22 protein-coding genes are annotated in these 21900 nt (G+C 64.6%); 11 read left to right on the top strand and 11 right to left on the bottom strand.

The genetic code is table 11. The features are described from left to right. Nucleotides 1-3: 3 nt before the first annotated feature. From EDE08_RS02825 to EDE08_RS02795, 7 genes are all read right to left on the bottom strand, one after another. Nucleotides 4-1155, bottom strand: a complete 1152-nt coding sequence (locus EDE08_RS02825) for a Gfo/Idh/MocA family protein (protein WP_131866938.1) — start codon at nt 1153-1155, stop codon at nt 4-6. Next, a complete protein-coding gene (locus EDE08_RS02820; RefSeq protein WP_131866936.1) occupies nt 1152-2549 on the bottom strand; it encodes an enolase-like domain-containing protein in 1398 nt (465 codons plus the stop codon). Before EDE08_RS02820 ends, EDE08_RS02825 begins: the two co-directional genes overlap by 4 nt. A 217-nt stretch (nt 2550-2766) precedes the next feature. Next, nucleotides 2767-3612 (bottom strand): ABC transporter ATP-binding protein, encoded by an 846-nt coding sequence (locus EDE08_RS02815; protein WP_131867448.1) that lies wholly within the window; start codon nt 3610-3612, stop codon nt 2767-2769. 151 nt (nt 3613-3763) lie between these two features. Then, nucleotides 3764-4756, bottom strand: a complete 993-nt coding sequence (locus EDE08_RS02810; RefSeq protein WP_131866934.1) for an ABC transporter substrate-binding protein — start codon at nt 4754-4756, stop codon at nt 3764-3766. A 56-nt stretch (nt 4757-4812) separates the two neighbouring features. After that, the gene (locus EDE08_RS02805) at nt 4813-5622 is read right to left on the bottom strand and encodes an ABC transporter permease (protein ID WP_131866932.1); all 810 of its coding nucleotides are present in this window, start codon (nt 5620-5622) and stop codon (nt 4813-4815) included. 209 nt (nt 5623-5831) lie between these two features. Further along, complete coding sequence (locus EDE08_RS02800) at nt 5832-6539, bottom strand: TetR/AcrR family transcriptional regulator (RefSeq protein WP_207912863.1); 708 nt, start codon at nt 6537-6539, stop codon at nt 5832-5834. Nucleotides 6540-6715: 176 nt separating this feature from the next. Beyond that, on the bottom strand, nt 6716-7564 hold the full coding sequence (locus EDE08_RS02795; RefSeq protein ID WP_131866930.1) for a VOC family protein: 849 nt from the start codon (nt 7562-7564) through the stop codon (nt 6716-6718). A 212-nt stretch (nt 7565-7776) separates the two neighbouring features. Between EDE08_RS02795 and EDE08_RS02790 the strand changes: the two genes are divergently transcribed. Beyond that, the gene (locus EDE08_RS02790) at nt 7777-8670 is read left to right on the top strand and encodes a sugar kinase (protein ID WP_131866928.1); all 894 of its coding nucleotides are present in this window, start codon (nt 7777-7779) and stop codon (nt 8668-8670) included. Nucleotides 8671-8687: 17 nt separating this feature from the next. Further along, nucleotides 8688-9596, top strand: a complete 909-nt coding sequence (locus EDE08_RS02785; RefSeq protein WP_131866926.1) for a ribokinase — start codon at nt 8688-8690, stop codon at nt 9594-9596. Nucleotides 9597-9599: 3 nt separating this feature from the next. Here EDE08_RS02785 and EDE08_RS02780 read toward each other — a convergent pair whose 3' ends face one another. Beyond that, on the bottom strand, nt 9600-10820 hold the full coding sequence (locus tag EDE08_RS02780) for an NAD(P)/FAD-dependent oxidoreductase (protein WP_131866924.1): 1221 nt from the start codon (nt 10818-10820) through the stop codon (nt 9600-9602). A 227-nt stretch (nt 10821-11047) separates the two neighbouring features. Here EDE08_RS02780 and EDE08_RS02775 point away from each other — a divergent pair, with 227 nt between their 5' ends. Both EDE08_RS02775 and EDE08_RS02770 read left to right on the top strand, forming a co-directional pair. Next, nucleotides 11048-11842 carry an enoyl-CoA hydratase/isomerase family protein gene (locus tag EDE08_RS02775; protein ID WP_131866922.1) on the top strand — a complete coding sequence of 265 codons (795 nt, stop codon included), beginning with the start codon at nt 11048-11050 and terminating at the stop codon, nt 11840-11842. After that, nucleotides 11839-12414 carry a histidine phosphatase family protein gene (locus tag EDE08_RS02770; protein ID WP_131866920.1) on the top strand — a complete coding sequence of 192 codons (576 nt, stop codon included), beginning with the start codon at nt 11839-11841 and terminating at the stop codon, nt 12412-12414. Before EDE08_RS02775 ends, EDE08_RS02770 begins: the two co-directional genes overlap by 4 nt. A 67-nt stretch (nt 12415-12481) precedes the next feature. On the opposite strand, the gene EDE08_RS02765 is transcribed toward EDE08_RS02770, so the two are convergent. Further along, nucleotides 12482-14200 (bottom strand): IlvD/Edd family dehydratase, encoded by a 1719-nt coding sequence (locus EDE08_RS02765; RefSeq protein ID WP_165935683.1) that lies wholly within the window; start codon nt 14198-14200, stop codon nt 12482-12484. A gap of 221 nt (nt 14201-14421) precedes the next feature. Between EDE08_RS02765 and EDE08_RS02760 the strand changes: the two genes are divergently transcribed. Both EDE08_RS02760 and EDE08_RS02755 read left to right on the top strand, forming a co-directional pair. Then, the gene (locus EDE08_RS02760; protein ID WP_131866918.1) at nt 14422-15348 is read left to right on the top strand and encodes a hypothetical protein; all 927 of its coding nucleotides are present in this window, start codon (nt 14422-14424) and stop codon (nt 15346-15348) included. Nucleotides 15349-15629: 281 nt separating this feature from the next. Further along, nucleotides 15630-16592, top strand: a complete 963-nt coding sequence (locus EDE08_RS02755; RefSeq protein WP_245524679.1) for a DUF6662 family protein — start codon at nt 15630-15632, stop codon at nt 16590-16592. An 18-nt stretch (nt 16593-16610) separates the two neighbouring features. Here the strand turns inward: EDE08_RS02755 and EDE08_RS02750 are convergent, their stop codons facing one another. After that, nucleotides 16611-17543 (bottom strand): LysR family transcriptional regulator, encoded by a 933-nt coding sequence (locus EDE08_RS02750; RefSeq protein ID WP_131866914.1) that lies wholly within the window; start codon nt 17541-17543, stop codon nt 16611-16613. 101 nt (nt 17544-17644) lie between these two features. Here EDE08_RS02750 and EDE08_RS02745 point away from each other — a divergent pair, with 101 nt between their 5' ends. The 4 genes from EDE08_RS02745 to EDE08_RS02730 all read left to right on the top strand — a co-directional run bounded on the left by EDE08_RS02745 (nt 17645) and on the right by EDE08_RS02730 (nt 20001). Continuing rightward, nucleotides 17645-18457, top strand: coding sequence for an SDR family NAD(P)-dependent oxidoreductase (locus tag EDE08_RS02745; protein WP_131866912.1), 813 nt, complete (start codon nt 17645-17647; stop codon nt 18455-18457). 30 nt (nt 18458-18487) lie between these two features. Further along, nucleotides 18488-19021: a YkgB family protein gene (locus EDE08_RS02740; RefSeq protein WP_131866910.1), complete on the top strand. Its 534-nt coding sequence runs from the start codon at nt 18488-18490 to the stop codon at nt 19019-19021. A 70-nt stretch (nt 19022-19091) separates the two neighbouring features. Beyond that, nucleotides 19092-19547, top strand: coding sequence for a carboxymuconolactone decarboxylase family protein (locus tag EDE08_RS02735; RefSeq protein ID WP_131866908.1), 456 nt, complete (start codon nt 19092-19094; stop codon nt 19545-19547). Between the two features lie 43 nt (nt 19548-19590). Then, the gene (locus EDE08_RS02730) at nt 19591-20001 is read left to right on the top strand and encodes a cupin domain-containing protein (protein WP_131866906.1); all 411 of its coding nucleotides are present in this window, start codon (nt 19591-19593) and stop codon (nt 19999-20001) included. A gap of 7 nt (nt 20002-20008) precedes the next feature. On the opposite strand, the gene EDE08_RS02725 is transcribed toward EDE08_RS02730, so the two are convergent. Further along, nucleotides 20009-20833: an NAD-dependent epimerase/dehydratase family protein gene (locus EDE08_RS02725; protein ID WP_131866904.1), complete on the bottom strand. Its 825-nt coding sequence runs from the start codon at nt 20831-20833 to the stop codon at nt 20009-20011. Between the two features lie 91 nt (nt 20834-20924). Here EDE08_RS02725 and EDE08_RS02720 point away from each other — a divergent pair, with 91 nt between their 5' ends. Then, nucleotides 20925-21893, top strand: coding sequence for an SMP-30/gluconolactonase/LRE family protein (locus EDE08_RS02720; RefSeq protein ID WP_131866902.1), 969 nt, complete (start codon nt 20925-20927; stop codon nt 21891-21893). Nucleotides 21894-21900 lie beyond the last annotated feature (7 nt).

Here is a 21900-nt window from a genome sequence, read left to right as displayed (position 1 = left end):
TCCTCACACCTTGATCGGGGAGACGTCGATCCAGCGGCGCTCCTTCCAGCTCTTCAGCGCGCATTCGGCGAGCTGCACGCCCTTGGCGCCTTCGAGCAGCGTGAACTTGTAGGGCGCGTCCTCGTAGACGTGGCGGATGAACATCTCCCACTGTTCCTTGAAGCCGTTGTCGTAGGTGACGTTGTCGGGCAGCTTCTGCCAGTCGCCGTAGAAATCGTGCAGCCGCTTCTCGTCGGGATTCCACACCGGACGAGGCGTCGCCTGCCGCGCCTGGATCATGCAGTCGGTGAGGCCTGCGACCGCCGAGCCGTGGGTGCCGTCAACCTGGAAGGTGACGAGGTCGTCGCGATAGACGCGCGTAACCCAGGACATGTTGATGTGGGCGATGATGCCGCCTTCGAGCTGGAACGTCGCGTAGGCGGAATCGTCCGCCGTCGCCTTGTACTTCTTGCCCTGCTCGTCGAAACGCTCGGGAATGTCGGTGTTGCCGATGCAGCTCACGCTCTGGACGTTGCCGAAGAGGTTGTCGAGCACGTAGCGCCAGTGGCAGACCATGTCCAGGATGATGCCGCCACCGTCCTCGTCGCGGTAGTTCCAGGATGGCCGCTGCGCCTCCTGCCAGCCGCCTTCGAACACCCAATAGCCGAACTCGCCGCGCACCGAGAGGATGCGGCCGAAGAAACCGGAGTCGCGCAGGAAGGCGATCTTCTTCAGACCCGGCAGGAACAGCTTGTCCTGCACCGTGCCGTGCTTGACGCCCTTGGCGTTCGCAAGCTTGACGACCTCCAGCGCCTCCTCGAAGTTCGTCGCGATCGGCTTCTCGCAATAGACATGCTTGCCGGCGTTGATGGCCTGCGTCAGCAGACCGGGGCGCGCCTGCGTCGTCGCGGCGTCGAAGAACATGGTGTCGTTCTTGTCGGCGAGCGCGGCGTCGAGGTCGGTGGTCCAGCGCGTGATGTTGTAGCGCTTGGCCAGCGCCTCGACCTTCTCGGCGCTGCGGCCGACCAGGATCGGATCGGGCATCACGCGATCGCCGTTCTTCAGGCGGACGCCGCCCTGGTCGCGGATGGCGACGATCGAGCGGATCAGATGCTGGTTGAGCCCCATGCGGCCGGTGACGCCGTTCATGATGAGGCCGAGGCGTTGGGTGGTCATGCTAACTGCTCCTGAAGTGAATTTGGCTGTTCGAGCGGGCGCAGCGCCGACCAGTCCGGATGGACCGCGGTGGCAAAGCCTGCTGTGTGAAGCGATCCCGTCAGGAGATCGCCGTCGTGAACGGAGAGGCGGATGCCCTGCCCGGCATCGGCATAGAGATCGGGGTGCGCGGCGGCGAAGGTTTGCGCCTCAAGAGTTGGCGTGTCGCCAAAGCCGTCGACATAGTGATGGCCGTTGCGCTCGGCGTGGGTGACGCCGATGAAGGCGCCGAGCGCGAGGTCCTGCTGCACGGCGAGACCGGCCTGGCAGGTGAGATCCTCGCCGGTCACGAAGAAGGCCTCGCCCTCCGCGCTCCATTTCGCCGCGCGCGTCGCGTTGACGATGGATTTGTAGAGGCCCTTGCAGGATTTCGAGGAGATGCCGCGATAGCCGAGAGCCCGGGCGGCCGGGAATGCATCGTAGGAATCGTCGGCTTCGTCGATGATGAAACCGCGATCTGCCAGTGCGCCCAGCGGCGATTGCCGGGTGATGTCGCGCGGCATTGGCTGTTCGACATAAAGCAATCGCGCCGCGATCCGGCGCAGCGCGGCGTCATGATCGAGCCGGTCGATCAGAGCCCGCAACGCCGCAAGGTCGGAGTACTGCTCGTTGGCGTCGAGCGTCACCTTGTAGTCATGCCCCAACGTATCGAGTTCCTTGCCGATCCGGGCAAGCCGCGCCGCGTCGGCATCCGGATCGCCGGACAGCTTGAGCTTGAAGTAGCGCGCGCCGGTATTCTCGCGCGGATCGGCAACGCCGCCCTCGCCTTCCACGACATCATCAAGGCCGACGGTATGCCTGATCGCAACACGCTCGAGCGGCACCCGGCCGGTGAGGAACATCCTGATGTCCCTCTCGCTCAAATCAGGAGAAAGCCGCGCATCGATACCCGCGATGTTGCCGGCCATCCCGTCGAAGAAATTGGTCTCGGCGGCGCGCAGCAGCGCATCGACGATCGCCTTGTCGATCTCGGCCGGGCCATAGCTTGCTGCGAGCGGTGGAATGTTCTTCTTCGCACAGGTCGCGACCTGGGCCCCGATGCACTGGGCATGCAGATCGAAAGCGCTCAGGTAGCCGGTGTGCGCCAGATAGAGCCCACGTGCGATCTCCAGCGAGCGACGCAACTCGTCCACCGTCTGCGCCGGCGACAATTCCGGTCGCTTGTCGAACCATTTCGGCACCAGCAGCTCGGCGCTGGCGCCGACCGCGCTCCCCCTGCCCTCGACCTCGATCTCGGCCCGCACGAACAGCTGCGGCGTCGCGTTGATCGTGATCGCGCCGAAGCGGAACGGCCGCGCGAATTGCACGGGACGTTCGAAGAAGGCAATGTCTCGCAGCTTCAGGCGGGGGGACATGGTGCTACAACGAAACGCGATGAATTTGGTGTGAGCGCCGGGGCCGCGGGCGACTTGCCTCTCCCGCTTGCGGGAGAGGTCGGCACGAAGTGCCGGGTAAGGGTTCTTTCCTCTTGGAGACTGTCCCAATGCGGAGACACCCTCTCCCCAACCCTCCCCCGCAGGCGGGGGAGGGAGCGCAGCGTGCACGTGGCTCCCTCGAAAAACGCCATGATAGCTAATCCAACGCACCCTGCGAGAAGAAGTGCTTGCGGATGCGCTGCACGAGTTCGGTGAAGACAGGATCGGCCATCACGTCGAGCGAGCGTGGACGCGGCAGCGGCACGTCGTAGATCGCGGCGACCGCGCCGGGGCGCTCGGTCATGACCAGGACGCGGTCGGCGAGAAACACGGCCTCCGGAATCGAATGCGTGATCAGCAGCACCGTCTTCTTCGTCTCGCGCTGGATCCGCATCAATTCGACATTCATGCGCTCGCGCGTCAGCGCGTCGAGCGCGCCGAACGGCTCGTCCATCAGCATGATCCTGGGATCGTGCACCAGCGCGCGGCAGATCGAGGCCCGCTGCTGCATGCCGCCGGAGAGCTGCCAGGGCAGCTTCTTCTCGAAACCTTCGAGCCCGACCAGCTTCAGGAGCGCCTTGGCGCGTTCGAGATATTTTTGCCGAGGCAGCCGCTTCATGTCGATCGGCAGCATCACGTTGGACAGGATGTTGCGCCATGGCAGAAGCAGCGCGTTCTGGAAGACGATGCCGACATTGCCGTGCGGCGCCGTCACCCTTTGGCCCTCGACCAGGATCTCGCCCGTCGTCGGCGGCAGCAGGCCCGAGATCAGCTTCAGCAGCGTGGACTTGCCGCAGCCGGAGGGACCGACCACGACGAAGAACTCGCCGTCATTGATGTGGAAGTCGAGCGGCCGCAGCGACGGCACGTCGCCGTCGCGGGTCCGGTAGGTCTTGGATACGCCCGACAGCTTGATGCCCGACGCATCGCCGGCCCGGTCGTTCACCAGTCTCAGATGCGCGGCCGGCTGGTTGATATCGACTGGCTTGGTCGCAGGGTTCATCATAACCCTCTCCACGCGTCGTCCCTGCGAACGCAGGGACCCATACGCCGCGCCGGAGCGTTCGGCCACGCGGGTTGAGACCTTCCGTAACCATCAAGGCCGGTGGTTATGGGTCCCTGCGTTCGCAGGGACGACAGTGAAGATTGATTGCTCACGAGCCGCTCTTCGGCAGGTAGTCGTTGGTGTAGAAGGCCTTCGGGTTCTCCTTGGCCTTGGCGTCGAGACCGCCATATTCGACCATCAGATTGACCGTATCAGTCATGTTCTGGTCGGTGACCTGGAACGGCCGCTTGCCCTTGGTCTCCGCGGTCCGGTAGAGCGGGATGGTCAGCTCAAAGCCCTGCGTCAGCGTGTCGATCTTGCCGCCCTTGGGGTTGGCATCGAGGATCGCCTGTGCCGCGGCCTTCGGCTCCTTCTCGGCGGCTTCGACCGCTTTCGTCGTCGCCGACATGAAGCGGCGGACGAGATCGGCGTTGGCCTTCACATAGTCGGTGTTGGCGATGATGCCGGACGACACCATGTTGATGCCGTAGTCGGCGAACTTGATCGGATAGACGTCCTTGCCGGTGGCGTCCTTGATCTTCATCGACTGGTCCATGACGTAGCCGAGCAAAAGGTCGGCCTGGCCGTTGATGACGGCATTGAGCTTGGTCTGGCCGTCGCCGGCCACGGTCTTGAAGTCGCTCTCCTTCAGGCCGGTCTTCTTCAGGAACAGCGGCCAGATCTGCGTCATCGAGTCCGCCGGCGTGATCGCCACCGTCTTGCCCTTGATGTCCTCGGGCTTCCTGATGTTCTTGTCGGCGAAGCCCATCGCAGACATCGGGCTGGTCTGGAGCAGCACGCCGGTCGCAACCACGGGCGCGCCCTTGATCGCGGCGCGCATCATGGTGGGGACGTCGACATAGCCGAAGTCCGCGGTCTTGGCGGCAACGGCCTGCGTGGTCGCAGCCGAGCCGCGGCCTTCCTGGATCTCGAGGTCGATGCCTTCAGCGGCATAAATGCCCTTGGCCTTGCCGTAATAGAACGGCGCATGCTCGCCATAGACGTACCAGTTCAGCATCAGCACGACCTTGTCGGCTGCCTGCGCCGGCATGGCCGCGAACGCCATCAGTGCCACGGATGCAGCTCCAATCCACCGCTTCATCGTTTCTCTCCCTTCCCGTTGGTTGCGTCGGCCGTTGGTGGCCGTTCGTTTTTTAGTCAGGATGCAAAGATCACGTCCTCACGCTGGCTGACATGCCAGGGAATGACCAGCTTCTCGATGCGGTCCACGATCCAGAACAGGACCACGCCGAGCAGCGCCAGGATCACCAGCGCCGCGAACATCGTCGGCAGGTCGAAGGTGCCGATCGAGCGCTGCATGACGTAGCCGATGCCGGAATTGGAGCCGACGAACTCGCCGACGACGGCGCCGACCACGGCGAGCGTCACCGACACTTTGAGGCCGGAGAAGATCGCCGGCAGCGCATGCGGCAGGTTCACCGCGCGAAACACCTGGAAACGGCTGCCCTGCATGGCACGGGCGAGATCGACCATGTCGGGGTCGACCGACTTGAAGCCCTGGACCGCGGAGACGACGACCGGAAAGAAGCCGAGCAGGAACGCCGAGATCACCTTGGGAATGATGCCGAAACCGAACCAGACCACGAACAGCGGCGCGATCGCGATCTTCGGCACGGATTGCGAAAACACCAGCAGCGGATAGACGTAGCTCTCCACCGTCTTCGAGCCTGCGATCAGCATCGCGACGGGAATGCCGAACAGTGCCGACAGCAGGAAGCCGCAGACGGTCGCGTAGGTGGTCGGCCAGGACTGGCGCAGCAGCTCCGGCCATTCGGTGCGCAGCACGGCGACGACATCGAGCGGCGCCGGGATCTGGTAGGCGGGAATCCTGAAGATTCGGATCGCGAGATCCCAGGCGACGACGATGAAGACCAGGAACAGGAACGGCCGAACCCAGGCCGCATTCAGCAGCTTGGAAACGGCGTTTTGCGGCTTGGGCTCGGCCAATTTTCACTCCCGGCAGTCTTCTTGGTTGTGGGGAGAAATTAACCCGTTGGATAAATACTGTCCAGAGCTTTCCCTGTGGCGTTTTGCGGCGGTTCCGCCCCCCAAAAATCGTCGTCATTCCGGGCGATGCGAAGCATCGACCCGGAATCTCGAGATTCCGGGTTCGGCCCTACGGACCGCCCCGGAATGACAGCAGGGAGAATGGAGCGCTAAACCGTCTGCACCACCGCGCTGCGCGACTTCGCCGGCTTCGCAAGCGCGAACAGCGCCGCGGATTGCCCCGTCAGCGCGGCCAGGACCAGGCCGACCATGTGCGCCAGCCGCTCGTCCTTGGCCTTCTTGTCCAGCAGGTCGCGGCCGAAGATCACGCTAAGCGTTGCCGAGTTGGAGAGATAGAAGAAGCTCAGCGCCGCGATCGAGATGTAGAGCTGCACCGGATCGACCGCGACCTGGAAATCCCCGCTGTCGACGCCGCGGCGCACCACGGTGCGGATCATCTCGACGAAGGGCGAGTGCATCGACTTGACCTTGGTCGATTTCTTCAGGTGCTTTGCGCGCGCAAGGTTCTCGGTCTGGAGCAGCGACAGGAACTCCGGATTGCGCAGGAAGTAATTCCAGGTGAACTCGATCAGGCGGCGGATGGCCTCGGGCGGATCGAGATGCTCGAGATCGAGCCCGCGCTCCTCGCTGCGGATCTTGTCATAGGCGCCTTCGAGCACGGCGAGATAGAGCTCGTCCTTGTTGCCGACGTGATAGTACAGCATGCGCTTGTTCGCGCCGGCCTTCGCCGCAATGCGGTCGACGCGCGCGCCGGCGAGCCCATGGGCGGAAAACTCCTGCTTGGCGGCTTCGAGAATGCGCAGCCGCATCCCCTCGGGATCGCGCTGCCATTTCAGAGTTCGCTTTGCCTTCGCCAAAAGGGGTGCTCGCTGGGTGGTCTGGATATGGCGTGTAACACGCGAACGGACGTTTGAGAACGATCGTCATTCCGGGGCGCGCCTCTTGGCGCGAGCCCGGAATCCATTGAGCGGCAGAGTCGGTGGCGGAATGGATTCCGGGCTCGTCGCTTCGCGACGCCCCGGAATGACGGCGGTTACTCCACCGGCTTCGGCGAGCGCTCCAAGAGCACGGTCTGAATCCCGCAGGTGCCATTCCGCACCGTCATGATCCTGGTCCCCGGCTTGCGGCCGTTGCGGACTTCGCTGACGTCGAGACCGGCAGCGATCAGGCGGGCGCGGGTGGCGTCGATGTCGGCGACGCGCCAGCTGAGGCCCCAGAGGCGGTCGTGCGCGGCATCGCTGCCCGCAACCGGCCGGCGCACCACCTCGACGATGAGATCGCCGCAGCGGAAGAACATCAGCTGGCCCCAATCCTGGTGGGAGCGGTCGAGCGCCAGGTCAAGTCCGAGCCGCGCACCGTAGAGCGCGGCGGCACGATCGGAATCCTCGGTCGTGACGACGACGTGGTCGAGCGCGTCGATCGGGGCAATGTCGGTCGCGACCGATTTGGGACGCTCGTCGGCAAGCTCAAGGAAGAACATGCGCACGCCGCGCGTGAGCTCGGTGGCAGCCCGCGTGCGTTTCCAGTGCAGCACCGCGCCGGTGACCGTATCGCCGCTTTCGACCTCCGCGACCGGGTCCGGCCTCAGGGCCACGCGGTCCAGCCGCCGGTGCATCTTGCCGATGTCCGCGACACGAAAGCACAGGCTGGCGAGCATGCCCTCCTGGTCCTCGAGCAGTGCGCGCATGCGGTCGGCGGTGACGCTGAAGCCGCTCGGCGCCATCAGTTCGATCGTCATGTTGTCGAGGGTGAACAGCACCCGGTCAGCGCCCTCGCCGGAGTTCTGCCAGGCCGGCGCGCGGGCGAGCAGCGTCTGATAGGCCGCCTTGGCCGCACCGATATCGCTCACGAGAACGACGATGTGATCGAGGCCGGTGATCATCCTGCACCCTTTTGATCGACTTGGAACCCACGGACCGACAGACGGCGTTTGTCCGGGCTTGGCATTGGGCCGACATGGTCGTATTCCGGCACCATGCTGACCTCAAGCGCTTCGGGCGGCAGTTTTGCGAATAATTTCAGCGTCCCTCCGGAGCGGAACCGGTGCTAGAGTAATCCCGCCGGCCGGGACCACAAGCGCATCACGGACAAGCAATGCAGGCTCTCTTCATCGGACAGACCTATATCGACGTCGTCTTCATCACCGACCACATGCCCACCGGCGACGAGAAGCACGTGGCCTCGGACTACGCGGTCTCCTTCGGCGGCAATGCGGTGACGGCGGCCTTCTGCTGCGCCAAGCTCGGCATCGTGCCCGATCTCATCGCCACGGCGGCCAATGACTGGCTGGGGCGCATGTTCCAGGACATGTGCGCCAAGTACGGCATCTCGCTGCACGGGCGCAAGGTCAACCAGTCCTCGCTCTCCTTCATCATGCCCAAGGACGGCAAGCGCGCCATCGTCCGCTGCCGCGACGACGAGCACATCCACCCCTTCCCGATGCTCAACCTCGGCGGCTGCCGCGCGCTGCATGTCGACGGCCACCAGCCGGACGCCGCGATCCACTACGCCAAGGTGTGCCGCGAGGCTGGCATCCTGACCTCGCTCGATGGCGGCGGCCTGCGCACCAACACGCATGAGCTGCTCGAATATATCGACGTCGCGATCGTCGCCGAGCGGCTGTGCGAGCAGATGGACCTCACGCCGGAGAAGATGCTCGACTACCTCAAGGGCCGCGGCTGCAGGATCGGCGGCGTCACCATGGGCGAGAAGGGCCTCTTCTGGTACGACGAGACAGGAACGGTGCAGGTGATGCCGGCGATGCCGATCCCGCGCGAGCGCGTCATCGACACCAACGGCGCCGGCGACGTCTTCCACGGTGCCTATGTCTATTCCTACCTCGCCCATCCCGGAAAGAGCTGGCGCGAGCATTTCGATTTCGCGCGCGCCGCCTCGACCTTCAAGATCCAGCGCCTCGGAAACGAGGCCGGCCTGCCGACACTCGTCGACATCGCCAAGGTCAGGCACGAGTTCGAGGTCAGGGTCTAACAGTCGCAGGGATCAGGATGGGGCGCGTCTTCGTCGCCGGCAGCATCAACATGGATGTGGTGGCGACCGCCGATCGCCATCCGAAGGTCGGCGAGACCGTCGCCGGCCGCCAGGTGCTGTATTTTCCGGGCGGCAAGGGTGCCAACCAGGCGGTCGCGGCGGCGCGGCTCGGCGTGGGAACCACGCTGATCGGGCGGCTGGGGAAGGATTCGTTCGGGGCCGAGCTGAAGGCCTTTCTCGGCGATCAGGGCATCGATCTCGGCTATCTCGTGGAGACGGCGGAGGCGCACACCGGCACCGCGATCATCACGGTGGCGGAGGCCGACAACACCATCGTCGTCGTTCCCGGGGCGAACGGGCTGGTCGGGCCTGAGGACGTCGAGGTGGTGCCGCTGCTGAAAGGCGACGTCGCGGTCAGCCAGTTCGAGATTCCGCTGCCGGCGATTGCTGCCTTTTTTCGACGCGCGCGTGCGGCTGGAGCGACGACGCTGCTCAACCCGGCGCCGGCGCAGAAGATTCCCAGCGAGTTGCTCTCGCTGGTCGACATCCTCGTATTGAACGAGACCGAGCTTGGCTTCCTCGCCGGCGTGGAACTGTCCGAGAGCGACGCGGCCGCGCACATCATCGACGTCGCGCGAGAACTTCAGGCCCGCGAGAACCAGAGCATCTGCGTCACGCTCGGCAGGCGCGGCGTGCTCGCACTGGCGGGCCGCGAGGAGATTGCCGTGGCCGGCCGTGCGGTGAAGGCGGTCGACACCACCGGCGCCGGCGATTGCTTCGTCGGCGCGCTGGCGGCGCAACTGGCCGAGGGCGCATCCTTGCGCATCGCCCTCGCCTTCGCCAACGACGCCGCCTCGATCAGCGTGCAGCGCATGGGCGCGGGGCCGTCGATGCCAACGGCAGCGGACGTGGCCGCGGTGTTGTAGCGCTTACGCCAGCGCGCTCTTGAGGTCGAAGCTCTCGTCCGCGGCCTGCTCCGGCGTGATCGAACGATCCATGCTCTGCAACCGGCGTCCGAACATGTGGTCGCCGGCGCGGTTTATGGATTCGATACCGAGTAATTTGTCGCCTTGATAGCAGAACGCCGAGAACGCCTTGCTGGCGGGACTGCCGCGCAGCACGACGCGGTCGTAGCCGGTGGTAAGACCCGAGATCTGGAGCTTGTCGTCGCCCTGGTCGCTCCAGAACCAGGGATGGCTGTCGTACGGCTTGTTGTCACCGGTCAGGCGCGCCGCAAGGCAGCGGGCCTGGTCGGTGGCGTTCTGCACCGATTCCAGCCGCAGCGATCCGCCGAAGCGCGGGCTTGCGAACAGTGCGCAATCGCCGATGGCTGAAATGTCGGGATCGGCGGTCGCAAGATATTCGTCGACGATGATGCCGGCGGCGACCGGCAGCCCCGCCTCCGCCGCAAGCTCGATGTTCGGCAGCACGCCGACGCCGACCACGACGAGGTCGGCGGGCAGATGCCGTCCGTCGCTCAAGGAGACGCCGGTGACCTTGCCGCCCTCCGCCTCGATCGAGGTGGCCTGCACGCCGAGATGGATGCGGATGCCGGCTTCGCGGTGGCGTTCCTGAAAATACTCCGAAACCTCTGATGTCACCGCGCGCGCCATCACGCGCGGGGCGAGCTCGAGCACGTCGACCTCGAGGCCCTTGATGCGGGCGGTCGCGGCGAATTCGAGGCCGATGAAGCCGGCGCCGATGATCACGGCGCGTGTCTTCGACGGCATGATCTTGCGCAGTGCCTCGCTGTCGTCGAGGATTCGCAAATATTTCACGTCCGGAAGGTTGGCATTGGGCAGGTCGAGCAGGCGATTGCGCGCGCCGGTCGCCAGCACGAGGTGGCCGTAAGCCAGCGTCTCGCCGGATTCGAGATGCACCTTGTGCCCCGCGCGGTCGATCGAGGCGGCGCGGCCCCCGATCAGGTCGATCTTCTGGTCCTGATAAAACTTCTCCGGCCGGAACATCAGGCTCTCCGGCCCCGCCGAGCCCTTGATGTAGGCCTTCGACAGCGGCGGCCGCTGATAGGGCAGATGCGCCTCGTCGTTGATCAGGCAGATGCGCTCCGAAAAGCCGGCCTGGCGCAGCGATGCCGCGACCTGGTAGCCGCCATGGCCGGCGCCGACGATGATCACCGGACCGCCCGTCATTGGACAGCCCATTTCCGGAAGACACGAGCGTAACCCATGCCGTCTCCTCTCTCGCTGATTCTGGTTGCTGGCCTTAGGAGGAGCCGGCGCTCATGTCCGTCCCTTGACGAAGGCAGCGCCATTTGAGCCGATCGTTCCGCCCGGCGCAAGAGCGGCGGCCGGGGATTGTCACCCCTCGCCTTCTGCGATTTAGTTCGAGCCTCGACCTCCTGCCGGGGATTTCCCAAATGACCGCTCCCGTCTCAAAACCCGATGATCCCGCCCTGCTGCGGATCGACGGCCCGATCGCGACCATCACGCTGAACCGCCCTGCTGCGTTCAACGCGATCAACCTTGCGATTGCCCAGAAGCTCGAACAGCTCGCGGCCTATATCGAAGGCGCGGACGACATCCGCGTCGTTGTCCTCGAGGGCGAAGGCCGCGCGTTCTGCGCCGGCGGCGATCTGCAGACGATCGGAGCCGCCGCCGAAGCCGGCACGGTGACGCCCGTCGTCGGCGAGCTGCTCAAGCACTACCATACCTTCATCGAGATCGTCAGGCGCATGCCGAAGATCTCGCTGTCCAGCGTGCACGGCTCGGCCGCCGGCGCCGGCATGGGCCTCGCCTTCGTCACGGATCTCTGCATCGCCGCTGATGACGCCAGGTTCACGCCCGCCTATGCCAAGATCGGAGTGTCGCCGGACGGCGGCTCGACGGTCGGCATCGTCGGCACGGTGGGCTCCCGCCGCGCGCTGCAGATTTTTCTCGCCGAGGACAATTTTACCGCGCAGCAGGCCTATGAATGGGGCCTGGTCGCCAAGACCGTTCCCGCAACCGAGCTGAAGGCGGCGACGCGGCAGCTTGCCGAACGGCTGGCGCAGAACCCGCCGGCCGCGATCGCCGGCACCAAGCAGCTGGTCTATCAGGCCGCAACCACGCCGGTGAAGCAGCAGCTGGATGCCGAGGAGCACAAGATCATCATGGCGATGAACACGGAGGCGTTCCGCTCCGCCGTGAAGAAGTTCACGAGCAAGTCGAAGTGACGAAGCCCGCGCGCACGTTCTACGGCCTCCGTCACGGTGCGACCGACTGGAATCGCGAGGGGCGATTCCAGGGCCGCACCGACAATCCGCTGAACGACGATGGCCTGCGACAAGCGCGCGAGGCCGCGCACGCGCTGCGCGGCCTCGGCATCAGCCGCATCGTCGCAAGCCCCCTGGTACGCGCGGCGCGGACGGCCGAGATCATCGCGGACGTGATCGCGGTGCCGCTCGCGATAGACGACGGCATCATCGAGTTCGATTTCGGCAGCTTTGAAGGCCTCCCCGTCCGCGACCTCATGATCAAGCACGGCGTCAAATCCGCGACGGGTCTCGTGTCGATCCTGCCGGCCGACGGCGAAAGCTGGGACGCCATGGCCGGACGGTCGCTGGCCTGCGTCTCGGGGTGGCTCGCGCGCCATCCCGACGACAATCTCCTATTCGTCTGCCACGACGCCGTGATGCAAGCCATGGCAAACGCACTATGTGGCAGCTATTTCAAGAACAGCCACGGCACGCCGTTCCGCTACCTGCACGAAGACGCGCAGTGGCGGATCGAGCAGGTCGTTACCTAGGACAGATGCAGCCTGTCTCCGCCGGCAATTTGAAGCAGCCGATCCGAGCGTTCGTTCGCGCGGCCGATCAATGCTTCTCCGTCTGTTTCCCGGTCCTCTGCATGAAGTCGAAGTCGCAGCCCTCGTCGGCCTGCATGATGGTCTCGTTGAACAGCCAGGCGTAGCCGCGCCGCATTTCCCCGGGGACGGCGGCCGGCTTCAGCGCGGCGCGGCGCCGCTCCAGCTCGGCGGCATCGACCAGCAGCTCGATGCTGCGCTTTTCGACGTCGAGGCGGATCATGTCGCCGTTCTGCACCAGCGCCAGCGGCCCGCCGACGGCGGATTCCGGCGTGATATGCAGCACGATGGTGCCGAACGCGGTGCCGCTCATGCGCGCATCCGAGATGCGCACCATGTCCTTGGTGCCGCCGCGCGCGAGCTTCTTCGGGATCGGCAGATAGCCGGCTTCCGGCATGCCCGGCGCGCCCTTCGGGCCGGCATTGCGCAGCACCAGCACGTCGTCGGAGTTCACATCGAGATCGGGATCGTCGACCCGCAAGGTCATGTCCTCGACGGATTCGAACACCACCGCGCGCCCGGTGTGCTGCAGCAGCTTTGGACTCGCGGCCGATTGCTTGATGACGGCGCCGCGCGGGGCGAGATTGCCGTGCAGGATGGCGAGGCCGCCTTCCTTCTTGATCGGATTATTGCGCGCGCGGATGGCATCCTGGCCCGGCACGTCCTCGGCATTCGCCGCGATCTCGCGCAACGTCTGGCCCGAGATGGTCCTGGCATCGAGATCGATGAGATCGCCGAGCTGCGCCAGCAACTTCGGCACGCCGCCGGCGTGGTGGAAGTGCTCCATGTAATGCTCGCCGGACGGCTTGAGGTCGACCAGCACCGGCACTTCGCGGCCGATCCGGTCGAACGCTGCGAGATCGAGCCGGTGCGGCGAGCGATGCGCCATCGCGGTCAGATGGATCAGGCCGTTGGTCGAGCCGCCGATCGCCTGGAGCACGACCTGCGCATTCCTGAAAGACGCAGGCGTCAGCAACTCGCTGGGCTTGGGCCCCTTCGTCTTCGCCATCTCGGCGGCCACCTTGCCGCTCGCCTCGGCGAGACGGAAACGCTCGGCGTGCGGCGCCGGGATCGTTGCGCTCATCGGTAGCGACAGGCCCATGGCTTCGATCATGCAGGCCATGGTCGAGGCCGTGCCCATCACCATGCAGGTGCCGACCGACGGCGCGAGGCGCCCGTTCACGGCCTCGATCTCGACGTCGTCCATGTCGCCGGCGCGATATTTGGCCCAGAGACGGCGGCAATCGGTGCAGGCGCCCAGCACCTCGCCCTTGTGATGACCGACCACCATGGGACCTACCGGAATGACCACCGTGGGCAAATCGGCGCTGATCGCCGCCATCACCTGCGCCGGCAGCGTCTTGTCGCAGCCGCCGATCACGATCACCGAATCCATCGGCTGGGCGCGGATCATCTCCTCGGTGTCCATCGCCATCAGATTGCGCAGGTACATCGAGGTCGGATGCGCAAAGCTCTCGGCGATCGAGATGGTCGGGAACACGAACGGCATCGCGCCGGACAACATCACGCCGCGCTTGGCGGCTTCGATGATGTCAGGGACGTTGCCGTGGCAGGGATTGTAGTCGCTATAGGTGTTGGTGATGCCGACGATCGGGCGCTCCAGCGCGTCGTCGGAATAGCCCATGGCCTTGATGAACGCCTTGCGCAGGAACAGCGAGAAGCCGGCATCGCCATAGCTCGTCAAACCCTTGCGCAAGCCACTCGTCATCAGGTCGCTCCGTCCATTTTGCCATGGTGGTACCGCCTCGCCCCGCATTGTCAACAAGGCGCGCAAAAGGATCCTGCGGACCTCATCCCGCCCCGAGTACTATCGTTTGGTAGATGCTCCTCGAGCGCACAACCGATTAACGACTTGTTAGAAGACTCTAGCGCAAATGGTTTTCGAAATGAATAACAACCATGCCGGGTTCCAGTGCCCGGAGAAATCCCATGAATGTACCCGGTGTCCTGATCGCGGCCGCTTTCGGCGCAGCTTTTTTTGCCGTCGAGTATGTGTGGTACTACCAGCCCGATTTGATCAACCCTGACGTCCTGATCAGCGCGCTCTCGACCGAACACATGAAAGCTCGCGCAGCCGTTCGACATGCGCTGATCGATCCAGGGACGGCCACATTCGGCGCGTTGCGTTCAGTCGAAGCCGGCGCGGCGAGGTATGTTTGCGGCGGTGTCAAGGCAAGGGACAAGTCCGGCCAGGTCATCGACGCCGCTTTCGTCTACACTGTGGCCATTGATTTTGCCCGCATCGATGATGACGGACGCATTACACGTCAGCGTTCGGGATACCGGCCCTGCCCCACCGAGGACGACAAGGTCGCGCAACAGCGGCCGGCTCTGTCACCCGGCGCGTCGGCGGTCGTCAAGACCGTTCAGAAGATTGCCCCCGACGTGCAGACGTCGATTGCGCCCGTCCTGACAGCGCCTGCGCCCTCGGCGGGAGGATCGTCGTCTGGCGGGACAATGGAGCAGCAGATCCGCGAGTTGGCCGGCCGGACCGTTCCGCCTGATGTTGCAGGTGGACAGGCAAGTCCGCCCGCGAAGCGCGAGGCCGCCAAGGAAGGCGACTGGCGAGCCGATCGGCCTCCCACCGCCTGGCCCACATTCCCTCCGGACCACGCATTGGCGAAGCCAACCCGGAAGCGAACCCCGTCGGAAGCACTGGCCCTGGCGAAAGAGGTCGAGGACCGCTGGAAGCGGGCGGAGTCATCGGGCGACATCTCCATGCGCCCTTCAGCGGACGACATCAACGAGGCCTGCCGCGCGCTGCTCACGATCGATTCGAGAGACGCCCAGTATCCAAACGCGTGGGCCGCCTTTGCACGATTGCAGAAGATAAGCCGGGACATCGCCAGAGGTTGATTTCGATAACATTGACTGGCCCGGCGGAGGTACGGTCGCAGCCTCTTGCCGGCGGCCCGGTCAAATGCCTCCGGCCAGCACGCCCCGCTCCCACCCCGGCGATTGCGCCGGAGATCCGCCCTAGCCGCGACATTTGAACGCAACTAAGAACGAGTCGCAATAATTGCGTCGGCGGCACCTTCGTGGAATTATTGCGAATGACTTGCATTTGCATGGATCGGGTGCATGCCCCGAGAGACCTTGCGTCCACCGGCGAGTCTCGGCTTAGGGGTGAGTTGTTCGTGTCTGGAATATCGAGTTTTCCGCGCGCCGCAGCGGCGGCAGCGATCCTGGGGAGTCAGCTGGCAAGCTGTGGCTCGGCCTTCGCCGACGACAAGCGCGCAAATGGCGCGGCTCGCGACCCGCTCAGCCACGCCGCCTCGAAGCCTGCGCAGAACCTGCCGTCAGCCCACGCGGAGATCGACACCGAGCACATTTTCGGCTTCAGCATGGGCTCCGACATCGGCAAGCCCGGCGAAATCGAGATCGAGTTCGAGAATGTCGGCGCGTTCGGCAAGCGCTCCGGCAGCTACGCGGCCTGGGCCAATCTCAATCAGATCAAGTACACGGTCTCGGACAATTTCCGGATCGCGCCCGGATTTGCGCTGAGCGGACAGCACATCAGCGGCGTTCCGGGACTTGCCGATCATCGCGATGTCGCTTTCAGCGGCGCCGCGCTCGAACTGCGCTACAAGCTGGTCGATCGTGCCGTCGCGCCGTTCGGGCTCACTCTCCATGCACAGCCCGGCTGGAGCCGGATCGACGACGCCACCGGCATGCATATCGCGCAATATGGCGCGGAGTTTGCCGCGCTGTTCGACCGCGAGCTGATCAAGGACAGGCTGTTTGCGGCCTTCAACGTCTGGTACGGGACCGGCGGAACCCGCGAGACCCTGACCAATCTCTGGCGAAACGATTCCGAGATGCAGCTCCAGGCGGCGATCTCGTACGCAGTGCAGCCCGAACTCTTGTTCGGCCTCGGCGTCCGCTACGCGCGGGCCTATGACGGCGGCGCACTCGACCGCTTCCTGGGCGATGCCATCTTCGCCGGCCCGACCTTCTCCTACAGCATCTCGAAGGAAGTCGGCATCTCCGGCACCTGGCAGATGCAGGTCGCGGGCAAAGCACTCGGCGACAACCGCAGCCTCAACCTCGAGCAATTCGAACGGCACCAGGCGCTGCTGAGGATCAACCTGCATTTCTGATGTCCGCGCCCGACACAGTCACGCCCGTTGCTTCCGCGACGCCACATCCCGGGGCATGTCGGCCAAGCGCGCCCTCAGGCGCGGTACTGCAAAATCGAGAAAGGCTCGCAGTTTGGCCGGCATGAAGCGGTTGGGCGAATAGACGAAGTTGACCGGCTGCGGCGGCGGCTGAAAGTCCTGCAGGAGCGCAACGAGCTCTCCAGACCTCAGCGCATCCGACGCCAGATAGGAGAACACGACGGTGATCCCGATGCCTGCGCGTGCGGCATCGATGGCCGATTCCAGGTTGCTTGCGATGAAGCGCGACCGCACCGGGACAGCATATTCGGTCTGCCCTCGTTTGAATCGCCATGTGCCCGGTGATTGTAGCGCAGGATAGCTGATGCAGTCGTGGGCGGAGAGATCATCGGGAGCCTTCGGCGTTCCCCGCAGCTTCAGATAGGACGGGCTTGCGCAGGCGACGCGTTGAATGTCCCCCACCCGTACGGCGATCAGGCCGCTGTCGGCGAGATCGCCGACGCGAAGCGCGACGTCAATGTGCTCGTCCAGAAGATTGAGCGTCCGGTCCTGCAAGATGAGCTGAACGTCCACTTCCGGAAACGCCGCAAGGAACTCGGCAAGGATCGGCTGTAAGCAGAGGCGACCGAGCGCGACCAGCGTCGTGATGCTCAGATCTCCACGCGGCGTGGTGTATTCGCCGGAGGCAACGCGCTCGGTTTCGGCGAGATCGGCAAGAATTCGCTTGGCCGCGGCGATGTAGGAGCGCCCGGCATCGGTGGGAACGAGGACGCGGCTCGATCGGTGAAACAGCTTGGTGCGCAGGTGCTCCTCGAGCTCCGACACCTTCCGGCTCACCGTTGCCAGCGGCACCTTCTGGCGGCGTGCGGCGGCGGACAGGCTGCCGGCCTCCGCCACCGCTAAAACCACCGACATGCTTTCGAGACGATCCATCTGTGACTTCCATATTCTGGAAGGATAGATCCCGAATTTGCCAGATACCCGTCATTTCCGGAAGTGCCTATTCCTCTCCGCACCGAAACGGAGAGACGAAAATGACCCAGACCAGAAAAGGCACTGCCCTCATCACCGGCGCTTCGACCGGAATCGGCGCGATCTACGCCGACCGCCTGGCGAAGCGCGGTCACGACCTCATCCTCGTTGCGCGCAACAGGCAGCGGCTCGCATCGCTGGCGCGCAGGCTCGCCAACGAAAGCGGCGGCAAGGTAGAGACGTTGCAAGCCGATCTCACCTCCCCGTCCGATCTGCGCCATGTCGAGCAACTCCTCAGAACCGAGCCCGGCATCTCGGTGCTGGTCAACAACGCCGGCGTCGGCGCCTCAGCCCCGCTGATCGCCTCCGACATCGACAAGATGGAGGACATGATCCGCCTCAACGTCGGCGCGCTGACGCGCCTGACCTACGCGACTGTCCCCGGATTCATCGACCGCGGCCACGGCACAATCATCAACATCGCCTCCATCGCCGCGATCGCGCCGGAACTGCTGAACGGCGTCTACGGCGGCTCGAAAGCGTTCGTGCTCGCCTTCACCCAGTCACTCGTTCACGAACTCGCCGGCAAGAGCATCCGCATTCAGGCCGTGCTGCCGGGTGCCACTGCGACGGAGTTTTGGGATGTCGCGGGCACGCCGGTTCACCAGCTGCCGCCAGAGATCGTCATGTCGGCCGGCGACATGGTCGACGCGGCCCTCGCCGGTCTCGACCTCGGCGAGGTCGTGACGATCCCGGCGCTGGCCGACCAGTCCGCATGGGATCGACACGAGAGCACGCGGCTCGCCATGACGAACAAGCTCTCGAGCGCCATTCCCGCCCCTCGCTACAACCTGCACACGCACGTGAATGCGTGAGCGATACCCAGCATCAAAACGGAGACAACCATGTCACGCATCATCAGCCACTCGTCCACCTCATCCATCGCCCTGCGCCGCACCATCAGTTGGCGCGAACAGTCTGAACGCCTGCTCGCCTACGCCGAACCGGTCAGCCGGATCGGCCTCTATGCGTCGCTTGCACTCATCTACGCCTGGTTCGGCGGGATGAAGTTCACCGATTACGAAGCGCAGGGGCTGGTTCCGCTGGTGGAGAACAGCCCGTTGTTGCGCTGGTTCTACGCGCTGTTTTCGGTCCGCGGCTTCTCCACCTTTCTCGGCTTCGTCGAACTGAGCATCGGGTCTTTGATCGCGCTTCGGTTGGCAAGCCCGATCTATTCCACAGCCGGCGGACTTCTCTCGGCCGGGCTGTTCGTCACGACGCTGAGCTTCATGATCTCGACGCCTGGCGTCATCGTGCCGGAGCTCGGGGCGCCCGCGATCACCGTCGCTCCGGGACAGTTCCTGCTGAAGGACGTCGGCCTGTTGGCTGCTTCCTTCTGGGTGTTCACGGACTCGCTGAAGGCCGTCATCCGCAGGTGAACAGGCGCACACAAGCGGTGTTCGTCGTCAATGCCGGCCAAGAAACCGGCCACTCATCAAGGAGAAGACCATGAGTAAGCGTCTCGACTACAACCAGATCGCGCCGGCAGGCATCAAGGCGCTCGGCGGCGTCTACGGCTACATCCTGCAGAGCCGCCTGTCCGCCACGCTGATCGAGCTGGTCTATCTGCGGATCTCGCAGATCAACAATTGCGCCTACTGTCTCGACATGCACACGCGCGACCTGCTCAAGAAGGGAGAGAAGGTCGAGAAGATCGCGTTGCTGCAGGCCTGGCGCGAGGCCGGCAATCTCTTCGACGAACGCGAGCGCGCCGCCCTGGCATGGGCGGAAACGGTGACACGGGTTGCCGAAACCGGCGTCCCTGACGAGGCATACCGGGCCGCACGCGCCGTATTCGAGGAGCGTGAGCTCGTGGACCTCACGATCGCGATCAGCCTGATGAACGCCTACAACCGCATGGCCATCAGCTTTCGTGCAACACCCGCGGCAGCGGCCGCCGCCTGATCGACACAAGCGCAACGTCGCGCACAACCGAAAGGTCATTCACATGAAGAGATATGGAATCATCGTTGCGGCGGCGCTGATCGCCACAACCAGCCTGACTTCGCTCGCCGCCCGATCCGAAGAGCCACGGCTGGGAGACATCAAGCGCACACATCTCATGAAGGAAGCTCTGAGCGTCCCCGGACGCGAGGTCGTCCAGGTCCGCGTCGATTTTCCTCCGGGCGTTGTCGCCGTCAGGCACAGTCACCCTGGCGAAGAGCTCGTCTATATGATCGAAGGCGAGCTGGAATATCGGCTCGACGGCAGGCCGCCCGTGATCCTGAAGGCCGGCGACGTGCTGCTCATTCCTCACGGCGTACATCATGCGGTGACGAACGTCGGCAGCGGCAACGCGGCGGAGCTTGCGACCTATATTGTCGAGACAGGCAAGCCGCTGTTGACGCTCGGCAGGTGAGCCGCTTCTACCGCTTGGTCCAGTCGATCACGCGGCCTGGGTCGGCATCGAACTCCATGCTGCAGAACGTGCCGCCCTGGAAATAATCGCCGACGGGATCCGGCTTGAGCTTGGCCTGCTCCGCCATCGCGTGCTCACGGAAATCCTCGGCGCGGCCGGTCGGGCGATAGCCGAGCTCGTAGGCGCGGTGATTGTCCCACCAGGCGCGCTCGTTGAAAGAGGCGCCGTAGAAGACCTCGAAATGGATGTCGGGATGTTCGAGCCCGATGCGGCAGAGCTGCACGAGGTCGTCGGGCTTGAGCCAGATTGCGAGCCGGCGCTGGTCGAGCGGCATGTCGCCGAAATTGCCGATGCGCAGGCAAGTCACCTTTAGGCCATGCTTGTCGGCATAGAGCGCGCCGACGGCCTCGCCGAACACCTTGCTGACGCCGTAGCGGCTGTCGGGCCGCGCAGTGACGTCCGTGCCGATCTTGTGGTGGCGCGGATAGAAGCCGACGGCGTGGTTCGACGAGGCGAACACCACGCGCTTGACGCCCTTGCGATACGCGGCCTCGAACAGATTGTAGCAGCCGATGATGTTGGCCTGGTGAATTTGATCCCAGGTGCCTTCGACCGAATAGCCGCCGAAGTGGAGAATGCCGTCGACGCCCTCGCACATGGCCTCGCATTGCGCGAGATCGGCGAGGTCGGCCATCTTGAATTTTTCATCTGCGCCGAGATCCGCCGGCGGCCTGATGTCGGAAAGCAGCAGGTCCGGATAGATCGGCGGCAAGAGTTTCCGCAGTCGCGTTCCGATTCCGCCCGAAGCTCCCGTCATCAAGATGCGCGGCATGTCTGACCTCGTCCGTGGCAACCGATTTGCGGCCATGGATATCTGATGCTAGCAGACTTGGACAGAGGGAACGCAACGACGAGACCCGCACATGAACGATGCATCGTCCCAAAATCAAGGCTGGCGGCCGGCGACCTATTACCCTGATCCCGCGATCAAGGCACTCGATCCCCGCTTCGAAAAATACTGGTTGAAATTGTCGGCGGTGGAGCGGCTGACGACCGGCCTGCGCTGGGCCGAGGGTCCCGTGTGGTTCGGCGACGGGCGCTATCTGCTGTGCAGCGACATCCCGAACCAGCGCATCCTCAAATGGGAGGAGGAGACCGGCGCAGTCAGCGTGTTCCGCAAGCCCTCGAACTTCGCCAATGGCAACACCCGCGACCGGCAGGGGCGGCTCATCACCTGCGAGCATGGCGGGCGGCGCGTTGTCCGCACCGAGTATGACGGCAGCATCACCGTGCTGATCGACTCGTTCGACGGCAAGCGGCTGAACTCGCCGAACGACGTCGTTGTTAAGTCGGACGGCTCGATCTGGTTCACCGATCCCACCTTCGGCCTGCTCGGCAATTACGAGGGCTACACCGCGGAGCCCGAGATCGAGCCGAATGTCTATCGGCTCGATCCCGCAACCGGAAAGGCAACCATCTTGGCCGAGGGCGTGCTCGGGCCGAACGGGCTGTGCTTCTCGCCGGACGAGAAGATCCTCTACGTCGTGGAATCGCGCGGGGTACCGAACCGCAAGATCCTCGCCTATGACGTTTCGGCCGACGGCACCACGATTTCCAACAAGCGCGTCCACATCGATGCAGGTCCCGGCACGCCCGACGGCATGCGCTGCGACATCGACGGCAATCTCTGGTGCGGCTGGGGCATGGGCGATCCCGAGCTCGACGGCGTCGTGGTGTTCGCGCCCGACGGCGTCATGATCGGCCGCATCGCGCTGCCCGAGCGCTGCGCCAATCTCTGCTTTGGCGGCCTCAAGCGCAACCGCCTGTTCATGGCGGCGAGCCAGTCGATCTATGCGCTGTATGTGAACACGCAAGGCGCGGTGGGGGGATAGTTCGAAA

Origin of the sequence: Bradyrhizobium sp. R2.2-H (assembly GCF_004346455.1) — a bacterium.
Lineage (GTDB): Bacteria > Pseudomonadota > Alphaproteobacteria > Rhizobiales > Xanthobacteraceae > Bradyrhizobium > Bradyrhizobium diversitatis.
Note: the sequence above shows the minus strand (reverse complement) of the source record. Positions and strands in the feature narration are given on the sequence as shown.

Bases quoted from the DNA above. Each gene is read 5' to 3' on its own strand.
- EDE08_RS02815 (WP_131867448.1), bottom strand. From the start codon at position 3,612: ATGAACCCTGCGACCAAGCCAGTCGATATCAACCAGCCGGCCGCGCAT.
- EDE08_RS02720 (WP_131866902.1), top strand. From the start codon at position 20,925: ATGAACGATGCATCGTCCCAAAATCAAGGCTGGCGGCCGGCGACCTAT.
- EDE08_RS02750 (WP_131866914.1), bottom strand. From the start codon at position 17,543: ATGGATCGTCTCGAAAGCATGTCGGTGGTTTTAGCGGTGGCGGAGGCC.
- EDE08_RS02765 (WP_165935683.1), bottom strand. From the start codon at position 14,200: ATGACGAGTGGCTTGCGCAAGGGTTTGACGAGCTATGGCGATGCCGGC.
- EDE08_RS02825 (WP_131866938.1), bottom strand. From the start codon at position 1,155: ATGACCACCCAACGCCTCGGCCTCATCATGAACGGCGTCACCGGCCGC.
- EDE08_RS02735 (WP_131866908.1), top strand. From the start codon at position 19,092: ATGAGTAAGCGTCTCGACTACAACCAGATCGCGCCGGCAGGCATCAAG.
- EDE08_RS02745 (WP_131866912.1), top strand. From the start codon at position 17,645: ATGACCCAGACCAGAAAAGGCACTGCCCTCATCACCGGCGCTTCGACC.
- EDE08_RS02725 (WP_131866904.1), bottom strand. From the start codon at position 20,833: ATGCCGCGCATCTTGATGACGGGAGCTTCGGGCGGAATCGGAACGCGA.
- EDE08_RS02780 (WP_131866924.1), bottom strand. From the start codon at position 10,820: ATGACGGGCGGTCCGGTGATCATCGTCGGCGCCGGCCATGGCGGCTAC.
- EDE08_RS02740 (WP_131866910.1), top strand. From the start codon at position 18,488: ATGTCACGCATCATCAGCCACTCGTCCACCTCATCCATCGCCCTGCGC.
- EDE08_RS02795 (WP_131866930.1), bottom strand. From the start codon at position 7,564: ATGATCACCGGCCTCGATCACATCGTCGTTCTCGTGAGCGATATCGGT.
- EDE08_RS02730 (WP_131866906.1), top strand. From the start codon at position 19,591: ATGAAGAGATATGGAATCATCGTTGCGGCGGCGCTGATCGCCACAACC.
- EDE08_RS02790 (WP_131866928.1), top strand. From the start codon at position 7,777: ATGCAGGCTCTCTTCATCGGACAGACCTATATCGACGTCGTCTTCATC.
- EDE08_RS02775 (WP_131866922.1), top strand. From the start codon at position 11,048: ATGACCGCTCCCGTCTCAAAACCCGATGATCCCGCCCTGCTGCGGATC.
- EDE08_RS02785 (WP_131866926.1), top strand. From the start codon at position 8,688: ATGGGGCGCGTCTTCGTCGCCGGCAGCATCAACATGGATGTGGTGGCG.
- EDE08_RS02760 (WP_131866918.1), top strand. From the start codon at position 14,422: ATGAATGTACCCGGTGTCCTGATCGCGGCCGCTTTCGGCGCAGCTTTT.
- EDE08_RS02810 (WP_131866934.1), bottom strand. From the start codon at position 4,756: ATGAAGCGGTGGATTGGAGCTGCATCCGTGGCACTGATGGCGTTCGCG.
- EDE08_RS02820 (WP_131866936.1), bottom strand. From the start codon at position 2,549: ATGTCCCCCCGCCTGAAGCTGCGAGACATTGCCTTCTTCGAACGTCCC.